This window comes from Streptomyces sp. NPDC030814, from assembly GCF_055572155.1.
This window is the reverse complement of record NZ_JBVIDX010000001.1, coordinates 822,540-831,866: the sequence shown is the minus strand read 5'-3', so window position 1 is coordinate 831,866 and position 9,327 is coordinate 822,540. Positions and strand designations below refer to the sequence as shown.

Sequence of the window (9,327 nt, the reverse complement as noted above, 5' to 3'; positions counted from 1 at the left end):
CCCCAGCAGGTGCGGTTGGTGAGGGTGGTGATGCCCTCGGCCTTGTGGGCGTAGTCCCGGATGGTGGCGGGGCCGAGGTCGACGAGGACGGCGGACAGGTGAGCCGTCGACGTGGTCGGGGTGGCGGTGACGGTGACCTTGGAGGAGCCGGACAGACGCAGGTCGCTGGTGAGTGGCTTGGTCAGGAAGCCGGCCTTCTCGGGCGTCGTGCTGCCGATGTGTGCCGCCCAGTCGGTTTCGCTGCGCGCCCGGTTGTCGGTGAACCTCTCGGTGCCGGTGCCCTTGCTCAGGCCGAGGGTCCCCACGCCCGGCCGATTTCCGGTGGCCGGGTGAAGGGTGGTGGTGTGCGTGGCGCGCGGCGGCCACACGTTCGAGGTGACCCACTGGTCGGGTCGGCGCTCGATGTCGGCCATGGGCTCACGGTCGATGCCGTTGTCGTAGCCGAGGAGTTCGTGGTCGAACCAGCGGTGCAGGGTATGGACCCAGTCGGCGCGCCGGAAGTCGAAGGGGTCGACGTGACCGGTCTGCGAGAGCCAGATCTTGCGCTCGACGCCGTTCTTGGCGAGGGCTGCCCACCACTGCCCGACGTGCTTGGCGCGGACGTTGAGGTCCTGCGTCCCGTGCACGAGGAACACACTCGCGCGTACCTTCGCCGCGTCCTTGACGTAGTCGCGCCGGGTCCACAGTGGCGTCCAGTCACCACTGCGCGGGGCCCCGTTGATGAGCTTGCGCTCCATGGCCGCACAGTGCCTGGAGGCGTCGTCGCTCTGCACTGCGAAGGACAGCCAGTCGGGGCCGAACTCGGACAGCGGGGCACCCTTGGCGAAGTAGTAGTCGTACCAGGAGGAGATGGCGCCGATCGGGACGATGGTCTTCAGGCCCTTGACGCCGGTGGCGGCGACGCCGTTGGCGATGGTGCCGTCCCAGCTCTTGCCGATCATGCCCGTGCGGCCGTTGGTCCAGGTCGCCTTGACGGCGGTGCCGCCGCGGCGGCTGGTGTAGGCCCTGGCGCGGCCGTTCAGCCAGTCGATGACGGCCTTCGCGGACCGGACGTCGCTGCGGCCGCCGACATCGACGCACCCGTCGGAGCGGTTGGTGCCGGCGAGGTCGACGCCGACGAAGGCGTAGCCGCGGGGAACGAAGTAGTTGTCGTAGAACAGCGGCATCCGGCTGACGCGCCCGCGCGTGTCGTACGTCTTCTTCTGGTCTTCGTTGCCGCGCCCGCAGCAGGAGTAGTACGGGCTGGCGTCCATGATGACGGGGACCTTGCGGCCCTGCCGGGCAGGTTCGCGGGGCCGGACGATGTCGGCGGCGACGCGGTCGTTGGTCCCGTCACGGTCGCTGTCGAGGCCGGTGTCCACCCAGACGGACTCACGGACGGCATGGGCGTAGGAGTAGACCGGTCGGCTCTCCTTCGGGGCGGGGGCGGCCTGGGCCGCCGCCGGGGTGAGGAAGGCGGCCAGCAGGGCGGCCACGGACGCGGTCGCGTACGTTCTGTAGATCGTGAAGCGCGTGCGTCTCTGCATAGGCGGAGGCGGAGGCGGCCCAACGACCGCGGGCACGGTCGCGATGATCGCGTGCCGTGGAGGTGGCGTTTCGTGCGAGAACTCCGTCTGAGTCATGCGCACAACGTCGCCGGTCCGGACGCCTTGAGGCGTCTGCCAAGCTTCCGGACCACCCCCGCCGAATGGCAGAGGACGCCGGAGCCGATCGACCATCACCGGGAGCCACTCCGGTGTCGCAGCGGGAACCCAGTCATAGATGCGCGGGCCCTTGGCGCCGTCGCTGCAGGACAGCACCTGCCCCCCAGGCATCGCTGGCGGCGTCGGCGATGAGCTGGTCGATGCGCCAGAGCCCGGCCAGCGACTTGATCTGTTGGGAACGGCACCGCCAGGACGTAGCCGGTATCGGCCTCTTCCGGCATCCGGCGGAAGGTCCGGAACCAGGGTGCGGGCCAGCTCTGGCTTGGTCGCAAAGCCGCGCTCGGCGGGAATGCGGGCCGCCCGGCACCGCGCGGCATCATCGGGGACACCTACCTCCGTGAGCAATGCAGCACCACGCGCACCGCCCAGCGGCTCTTCACTCACTGCAACACCGTGCTGCGCCGCCCGCCCCCGCCGACGACCTGCTGCCCCGCCCCATCGCCGACAACGTCACCGCCGTCGCCGCCGCCCCCGAAGGTAGCGCCTGTGCCGGAGCCTCCCACTCCGCCGAACGGGGCGTTGCTGAGGGAGGCGTGCAGGAGGCCGTCGTTGAGGGTGACACCGCCGGAGGTGGTGTGCTGCAGGAAGCGGCGGAAGTCGTCGCCGTCCTCACCGTACGAATACGCCGCCGGAGCGGCCGGGCGGTCGTTGATGAACGCGGTCGCCTCGGCCAGATCGTCGTAGGGGTGGATGGTCAGCACCGGTCCGAAGATCTCCTCGCGGGTGATCTCCGCGTCGTCGGGGACGTCGATCAGCAGCGTCGGCGGGATCAGGCGCGCCTCGCGGGCTGCGTCCCGCAAAGCCTCGTCCGCGCCCGAATAGCGGGCAAGCTTGCGCCGCTCCCTCGGCACGTCAAAGGACACAAGCTCGGCCTGGCCCCGAGCGATCACCGGTCGGACACGCCCTGCGCGCTCGGACCGTCGGCCGTTCATCGCCCGGTGCGGCGCTGAAGCAGGGCGTGGCTCAGAACCCAGCGGAGACGTGACGGGTTCGTTGCCGTCGGTTTGCTTTACAGCCCCGCAATGTTGGATTAACTTCCAACATTGGAAGCAGTTCCAAGTTTTCGCGAGCCCGGCGATGCGGGCGGTGTTACGGAGGTCCGATGACCGACCGATTGAATGTGACGTTTCCTTCGGGGCCGCAGGAGTGTCACGCCTGGCTGTACCTGCCCGAGGGCGGGAGTCGGCGTCCCGTGGTGGTCATGGCACACGGTCTCGGTGGGGTCCGCGAGATGCGGCTGGACGCCTACGCCGAGCGTTTCGCCGCCGCCGGTTACGCATGCCTGGTGTTCGACTACCGGCACTTCGGAGCCAGTGGCGGTCAGCCGCGCCAGCTCCTGAGCATCGGACGACAGCTCCAGGACTGGCGGGCCGCCGTGGCGTACGCGCGCTCCCGGCCGGAGACCGATCCCCGGCGCGTGGTGCTGTGGGGCACCTCTTTCGGCGGCGGCCATGTCCTGACCACAGCCGCCCAGGACCCGGCCGTCGCCGCCGTCATCGCCCAGGGCCTGTTCACCGACGGTGTCGCCTCTGCCCTGGCGATGCGCCCGGACACCTCGGTGAAGGTGATGGCCCGCGCGGTCCGTGACGTGGTCGGCGCCCGCCTTGGGCGTCCTCCCGTCATGGTCGCGACGGCGGGGCCGCCCGGATCCGCCGCGTTGATGACCGCTGCGGACGCCGAGCCCGGCTACCTGGCCCTCGTGCCCGACGACGCGCCCTTCTCCAACCAGGTTGCGGCGCGGTTCGCCCTGGACATCCTCCGCTACCGGCCGGGCCGCCGGACCGCGAAGATCGCATGCCCGGTGCTGTTCTGCGTGTGCGAGCACGACAGCGTGGCCCCCGCGCGGCCGACCCTGCGCCATGCCCGCAGGGCCCCGCGCGGCGAGATCCGCCTCTACCCCGACGGCCACTTCGACATCTACCTCGGCGAGCCCTTCGAACGCGTCGTCACCGACCAGCTCGCCTTCCTGGCGCGGCACCTCCCCATCGGCTCCGCACCCGCTGAAGCCCCGGGACCCACGAGACCCTGAAAGAGGTACGAGATGCTCACCTACCCGATTGCGGGGAAGACCGTCTTCATCACCGGCGCAGCCGGAGGCATCGGTGCGGCCACCGCCCGCACGCTGCACTCACGCGGAGCCCACGTGGTCCTCGCCGACCGGGGCATCGACGCCACATCGGCCCTCGCCCGCGACCTCGGCGGCGACCGGACACTGGCACTGTCGGTGGATGTCACCGACAGCGCCGCACTGGCCGACGCGGTGGACCGTACGGTCGACCGGTTCGGCGGCCTGGATGTCGTCTTCGCCAACGCGGGGATCGCGGCCGATCCGCCGGCGACGATCGCCACCATCGACCCGGCCATGTTCGAGCGCGTCGTCGAAGTGGACCTGCTGGGCGTCTGGCGCACCGTTCGCGCCGCACTGCCGCACGTCATCGCGGCGCGCGGGCATGTCCTGGTCACCGCTTCGGTGTACGCCTACTTCAACGGCATGACCAACGCCCCCTACGCCATGTCGAAGGCCGGCGTCGAGCAGTTCGGCCGCGCCCTGCGCGCCGAAATCGGCATCCACGGCGCCAGCGCCGGGGTGCTCTACCCCGGCTGGGTCCACACACCCATCGCTGGAGCAGCCTTCGGAAGCAACGACATCACCACCCGCATGCGCGAGATCGCCTTCCCGTCCCTGCTCGGCAAGGCCATCGCCCCCACGCGCGTCGCGGACGCCGTCGTCCGCGGCATCGAGAACCGCTCGGCCCGTGTCATGGTCCCCCGCAGGTGGGTACCGTTCTCGGCCCTGCGCGGCGTCCTCAACCCCGTCACCGATCTCATCGCCGAACGCCACCCCGAACTGCGCCGACTCCTGCGCCGACTCGAGGAATCCGCCGGCCCCACAGGCAAGTCCCCGCAGACCGACTCACCGAGGTAGAGGCTGTCATGACCCGTTACGACCTGGCCGGGCGCACCGTCGTCCTCACCGGCTCCACCGGCGGCCTGGGCGCCGCCCTCGCCCGGGCGCTGCGCGGGCGCGGAGCCAACCTCGCGCTGCTCGACCTCAGCCTCGCGGCCACCACGGCCCAGGCCCAGGACCTGGGAGACGAAAGGGTCGCCCGTGGCTGGCACGCCGACGTACGCGACCTCGCCGGCCTGCAGCAAGCCATGGACGAGGCCGCCACGCACTTCGGGCGCCTCGACATCGTCATCGCAGGCGCCGGGATCGACACCATGGCCCCGATGTCGACCATCGACCCGTCGGCCTACGAACGTGTCATCGACGTCAACCTCAACGGGGTCTGGCGCACCTTCCGCGCGGCTCTGCCCCACGTCGAGGCCCAACGCGGCTATCTCCTCGCGATCTCCTCCATGGCCGCCTTCGTGCACTCGCCGCTCCAGATCTCCTACACCGCGAGCAAGGCCGGCGTGTGGGCCATGTGCGACAGCCTTCGCCTGGAGGTTCGCCACCTGGGTGTCGGTGTCGGCAGCGTCCACCCCACGTTCTTCCGGACTCCGATGATGGACGACGTGACCGCGGACCCGGCCGGGCACGCCCTCTGGGGCGGCAACACCAAGGGATTGTGGAAGATGGTGCCGCTGGAGAAGGTCATCGCCGGTGTCGTCCGCGGCATCGAGCGCCGTGCGGACCGCGTCGTCGTCCCCAGGTCCCTCACCCTGACCGCGAACGCTCCCGGTCTGTTCCGGCCGGTACTCGAACGGGTCGGTTTCCGCCCTCGGACGGTCCAGCGCGCCCTCGGCCTGGCCTCGGCGTCGGGCTGGCACGACCCGGCGGTGCATGAGCGCCACCAGGCCGGTTCCCGCTGAATCCGGGCTGAAGGAAGCGGCCCAGGGGGTCCGGCCGTTCGAGCACCTCGTAAAGTAGCGGAGACCATGACAGTCAAGGTCACACGCACGACACGTCGGGCCGCCGCAACCCGTGCGGCCATCGTCGACGCCGCCGAGGAACTGCTGGCCTCCGGGGGCCCCGACGCGGTCACCTTGGAAGGGATCGCCGAACGCGCGGATGTCGCCGTGCAGACGGTGTACAACCGCGTGGGCGGCCGCGCGGCCGTTCTCATCGCGGTTGCCGAGCGGGCACTGGAGGACAACCGGACCTACATGGACGACGCCTACGCCGCCCCGGGCACCCCGGTGGAACGCATCAGGGCCGCCTCGGCCGCGTACGTCCGCTTCGCCGCCGAGCGCCCACACCAGTTCCGCCTGCTGGCCGAGCCGCCGGACGAACCAGCGGCCCTGGAACGGGTCGCCGCGCTCGTCGACGAGCAGAACGCCAAACTCGCCGCCGCCATGGCCGACGGGGTGGCCGACGGCTCGCTCGCCGCCGACCTCGATCCCGTCACCACCGCCACCGCGCTGTGGGCCGCCATGAACGGCGTTCTCGGCCTCTCCTGGCGCGCCGACCGACTCCGCGCCGACGCCTCCCAGGTGACGGAACTCGTCGCAGCTGTGGAAAGGGTGGTTCTCCGCGGACTGCTCGCCCGCTGAAGTCCGCCCGGGCCGTGCCACCGTACGGTGGCCGACCTGGCTCACGCCCCGCCGGGATACCGCCCCCTGCGGATCGCTCCCCTTCCGGGTGGCGGTATCACCCAGGCCGGAGCACGTCTGCACACGCCGTACGGCTCCGCCGAGGTGTCCTGGGCGCTCTCCGGGCGTGAACTCACCGTGGAGGCCGTCGTCCCCCCGAACACCAGGGCCGACGTCGTCCTGCCGGACAGCAGGGGCGTCATCGCGCGCGTGCTGCTTCCCGCCTACCGTCTCGCGCCCGAGAACCCCCTCCCCGCCGGTCTGGACGACTGCCTGGCGGCCTACGACCTGGCCGCCGAGACGGTTCCGAGGATCGCGGAGGCCGGAGAGTCGGCGGGTGCCAACCTCGCCCTGGCCGGTCTTCTTCGACGAGCCTCGTCCGCCCCCGAATAGATCAACGACCTACTGAAGACGACTGACTGATCATGACCTCACGCAGGCCCTGGAACGGAAGGTGTGGGCGACGCAGGGGCCTTCAGCCCGCGACGGTCGGGCCGGCTCGTGCACGGCCTCGTCGGGGCCGGCCAGGGCTGGGGCGGTCGTGGAGGCTTCGTCGATGGCGTCCTTGAGTGCGTCTCAGCCTTTCATGCCCTCGAGGACTCCAGCCGCGGCCTTCTGGTAGTCGCTCTTACTGAGGCCGTCGCACTCGGCGGTCTTCTTCAACTCCTCGCCCTCGGAGTCCGCATCGAGTGCTGCTTCAAGGGCCTTCGTACAGGCCTTCAGGTCTTCGGCGCCGGCGGCTGCCGGTGTGGTGCCGGCGGTGGTCGGGGTGCTGCTGGGCCTGCTCGGTTTGCTGGTGCTCTCGGAGCTTCCGCAGCCGGTGGTGAAGGCGGTGAGGGCAAGCAGTACGACGCAGGCGGCTGTGCGAGTGCGCATGGTGCCTCCAAGGACGTTGTGTTGTTGCTGGGATCATGCTGGTCCGCACGCCCTGACGCGTCTGCCGAGCTTCCAGACCCGCCCCCGCCGAACGGCAGAGGACGTCGAGCCGATCAGTCATCACCGCTTGATGGGGTCAGTGGGGCTCTTTCAGTCCCATGACACCGTCGGTGCCGGCGGGACTCGATTGAGAGTGCGGGATGTGGCGTCCCGTCGGTCTTGTCATCGCTCGATGGTGTGACGGGAAGCGACGCCGGCCCCTGCGACCGCAGGGCCCGCGCACCGCCCTCGTCCCACCTTTCGTCCGACAGAAGTGACGCGGCCGACGGCCCCTCCGGGGGCCGCCCCCGCCGCCCCCGCCGCCCCGGCACTCCCCCGCCGTCCCCTCGGTCAGCCTCGCCTCATAGCCAGTCTCAAGCAGGACCCCTCCGTCGAACAGGTGGTCACCCTCGGCGCCCCGTTCGCGCCGACCGCCGTGCAGTCGGTGTCGACGGGGCGGCAAGGCCGAGGTGGCCACCTTCGACCTCGACAAGAACCTCGACAAGAACCTCGCGCGGGCGTCCAGGACGGCGACCTCGAGTTCGCCGTGGACCAGCAGCCCTGCCCTCAGGGCCATCCCGCCGTCGACGGGCTGTGGCTGTACCGGACCGACGGCAACGTCAGCGGCGGCGGCGCGGCGCCCGTCCTCACCGGCCCGGCGTTCATCGCCAAGGACGAGGTGGACGACGTGGCCGGCTTCGCGGCGAAGGGCACGCGCCGACCGCCGGGGCGGCCCCCACGGCATCGGCATCGGCTGAGGTCAGCCGGGGGACTTCGGAACCGGATTGCGGCGCCCGTTGCTGGCCGCACCGGGGGCTGCCAGGCGGCGCTCGTCCGTTGGTGCCGGCGCCGGGCGCCCCGTTCGGCGTGTCAGTTGGCCGGTAGCACCGGATCGGGCCGGTCGGGGTCCTCGATGGGCGGCAGCACCATCTCCTCGTAGCGGCCCAACGCCAGTACGGCGCCGAGCATCAGCATCGGAATGATCACAGCGATCACCGCCATGAGCCCGGTCCTTCCCGTGGGAATGTGCGCTGGGGGGCTTCCGGCCGGGTCTCCCCTGCGCGGACGGGCAAACCCGGGCGGCAAGCGGAACCCCGGATCGCGACCGGAACCGACCGCCGGACCCCTGTGTCGACGCCGGGTCCTCGGGTACGCGGGGGCCACACGAACTCTGGAGGGGAGTCATGCAGCGAGGCAGCGATCGGCTGAACGTCCACCGCGACGACGAGATGAAGCACGAACTGCAGGGGTTGCTCCGATCGGGGCACCCCACCCGTACGGAGGAGTGGCACGACCCGGAGCCCTACGCCGAGGACGACCCGGAGGTCGCGCACGGGCCGGTGACACCGAGCCGCGCGCCCGCCCGGGTGGAGGCGCTGCGTCTGGACCTGGCCCGCGTTCTGGGCCGTACGTCGTTCCCGGCCCGGCCCGGCGAGCTGATCCGCGTCCTGCGCGACCGGCACGCCCCGGACAACCTGGTCGAACCCTTGGAGCGGCTGCCGAGGAAGGCGCGCTACGACTCCGTGCACCAGCTCGCCCAGGCGCTGGCCGGCGGGCGGGAGGCCGACGGACGGGGGTGACCGGGCGGGCACGGAACCCGCACACGGCAAGGACGCATAGCCGTCCCGCTCACGGGTACTGCGGCGTCGTCACACCCCACGCGGGCGTGCCCGCGCAGCCCGGGAGCAGCAGCGGAAGGCCGATCATCATGGCTGGTTTCGTCAGGGACGTCATGACACCCGGTGTCGTGGCCGTCCGCCCGGACGCCTCACTCGTGGAAGCGGCGCAGCTGATGCGTGCGCAGGACGTCGGGGACGTCCTGGTCGCCATGGACGGGCAGCTCATCGGGGTCCTGACCGATCGTGACATCACCCTGCGGGCCGTCGCGGACGGCGTGGACCCGCTGACGGTGAGCGCCCAGGCCGTGTGCACCCCGAACCCGGTGGTGATCAGCCCGGACGACGCGGTGTCCGCCGCGGTCGCGCTGATGCGCGACCACGCGATACGCCGGCTTCCGGTTCTGGCGGACGGGCACCCGGTGGGCATGGTGAGCCTCGGTGATCTGGCCGTCGCCCAGGACCCGGACTCGGCGCTCGCCGACATCAGCCGGGCCGAACCGGACACCTGGCCGGGCCGGCCCCCGGTCTGACCCTTACGGACAGGCGCGGGAGCC

The 9,327-nt window shown here is 71.2% G+C and carries 11 protein-coding genes and 3 pseudogenes; 9 read left to right on the top strand and 5 right to left on the bottom strand.

Annotation, left to right across the window (positions count from 1 at the left end):
* Both ACZ43N_RS03520 and ACZ43N_RS03515 read right to left on the bottom strand, forming a co-directional pair.
* Positions 1-1,526, bottom strand: a 1,526-nt coding sequence (locus ACZ43N_RS03520) for a Xaa-Pro dipeptidyl-peptidase (RefSeq protein ID WP_468094695.1), incomplete at its 3' end; no start/stop codon positions are given.
* Between the two features lie 207 nt (positions 1,527-1,733).
* Positions 1,734-2,021: pseudogene (locus ACZ43N_RS03515) on the bottom strand (IS701 family transposase); the annotation flags it as partial.
* On the opposite strand from ACZ43N_RS03515, the pseudogene ACZ43N_RS03510 reads away from it, so the two are divergent.
* Positions 2,019-2,072 (top strand): annotated as a pseudogene (locus ACZ43N_RS03510) (hypothetical protein); the annotation flags it as partial. The pseudogenes ACZ43N_RS03515 and ACZ43N_RS03510 sit on opposite strands and share 3 nt — an antisense overlap.
* Before the next feature lie 11 nt (positions 2,073-2,083).
* Here the strand turns inward: ACZ43N_RS03510 and ACZ43N_RS03505 are convergent.
* Positions 2,084-2,635, bottom strand: a complete 552-nt coding sequence (locus tag ACZ43N_RS03505; RefSeq protein ID WP_468094661.1) for an aldehyde dehydrogenase family protein — start codon at positions 2,633-2,635, stop codon at positions 2,084-2,086.
* 170 nt (positions 2,636-2,805) lie between these two features.
* Here ACZ43N_RS03505 and ACZ43N_RS03500 point away from each other — a divergent pair, with 170 nt between their 5' ends.
* The 5 genes from ACZ43N_RS03500 to ACZ43N_RS03480 all read left to right on the top strand — a co-directional run bounded on the left by ACZ43N_RS03500 (position 2,806) and on the right by ACZ43N_RS03480 (position 6,632).
* Positions 2,806-3,732: an alpha/beta hydrolase gene (locus tag ACZ43N_RS03500; protein WP_468094660.1), complete on the top strand. Its 927-nt coding sequence runs from the start codon at positions 2,806-2,808 to the stop codon at positions 3,730-3,732.
* Positions 3,733-3,744: 12 nt separating this feature from the next.
* Positions 3,745-4,629, top strand: coding sequence for a short-chain dehydrogenase/reductase (locus ACZ43N_RS03495; RefSeq protein WP_468094659.1), 885 nt, complete (start codon positions 3,745-3,747; stop codon positions 4,627-4,629).
* A gap of 8 nt (positions 4,630-4,637) precedes the next feature.
* A complete protein-coding gene (locus ACZ43N_RS03490; protein ID WP_468094658.1) occupies positions 4,638-5,519 on the top strand; it encodes an SDR family NAD(P)-dependent oxidoreductase in 882 nt (293 codons plus the stop codon).
* Between the two features lie 66 nt (positions 5,520-5,585).
* Positions 5,586-6,200 carry a TetR/AcrR family transcriptional regulator gene (locus ACZ43N_RS03485; protein WP_468094657.1) on the top strand — a complete coding sequence of 205 codons (615 nt, stop codon included), beginning with the start codon at positions 5,586-5,588 and terminating at the stop codon, positions 6,198-6,200.
* A gap of 27 nt (positions 6,201-6,227) precedes the next feature.
* On the top strand, positions 6,228-6,632 hold the full coding sequence (locus ACZ43N_RS03480; protein WP_468094656.1) for an alpha-L-rhamnosidase C-terminal domain-containing protein: 405 nt from the start codon (positions 6,228-6,230) through the stop codon (positions 6,630-6,632).
* Positions 6,633-6,815: 183 nt separating this feature from the next.
* On the opposite strand, the gene ACZ43N_RS03475 is transcribed toward ACZ43N_RS03480, so the two are convergent.
* On the bottom strand, positions 6,816-7,115 hold the full coding sequence (locus ACZ43N_RS03475) for a hypothetical protein (protein ID WP_468094655.1): 300 nt from the start codon (positions 7,113-7,115) through the stop codon (positions 6,816-6,818).
* A gap of 406 nt (positions 7,116-7,521) precedes the next feature.
* Between ACZ43N_RS03475 and ACZ43N_RS03470 the strand changes: the two are divergent.
* Positions 7,522-7,872, top strand: a pseudogene (locus tag ACZ43N_RS03470) (sugar ABC transporter substrate-binding protein); the annotation flags it as partial.
* A 152-nt stretch (positions 7,873-8,024) separates the two neighbouring features.
* On the opposite strand, the gene ACZ43N_RS03465 reads toward ACZ43N_RS03470, so the two are convergent.
* Positions 8,025-8,156: a hypothetical protein gene (locus tag ACZ43N_RS03465; RefSeq protein ID WP_468094654.1), complete on the bottom strand. Its 132-nt coding sequence runs from the start codon at positions 8,154-8,156 to the stop codon at positions 8,025-8,027.
* Between the two features lie 182 nt (positions 8,157-8,338).
* On the opposite strand from ACZ43N_RS03465, the gene ACZ43N_RS03460 reads away from it, so the two are divergent.
* Both ACZ43N_RS03460 and ACZ43N_RS03455 read left to right on the top strand, forming a co-directional pair.
* Positions 8,339-8,734 carry a DUF2795 domain-containing protein gene (locus ACZ43N_RS03460; protein ID WP_468094653.1) on the top strand — a complete coding sequence of 132 codons (396 nt, stop codon included), beginning with the start codon at positions 8,339-8,341 and terminating at the stop codon, positions 8,732-8,734.
* Between the two features lie 128 nt (positions 8,735-8,862).
* The gene (locus ACZ43N_RS03455) at positions 8,863-9,303 is read left to right on the top strand and encodes a CBS domain-containing protein (protein ID WP_468094652.1); all 441 of its coding nucleotides are present in this window, start codon (positions 8,863-8,865) and stop codon (positions 9,301-9,303) included.
* The last annotated feature ends 24 nt before the right edge of the window (positions 9,304-9,327 follow it).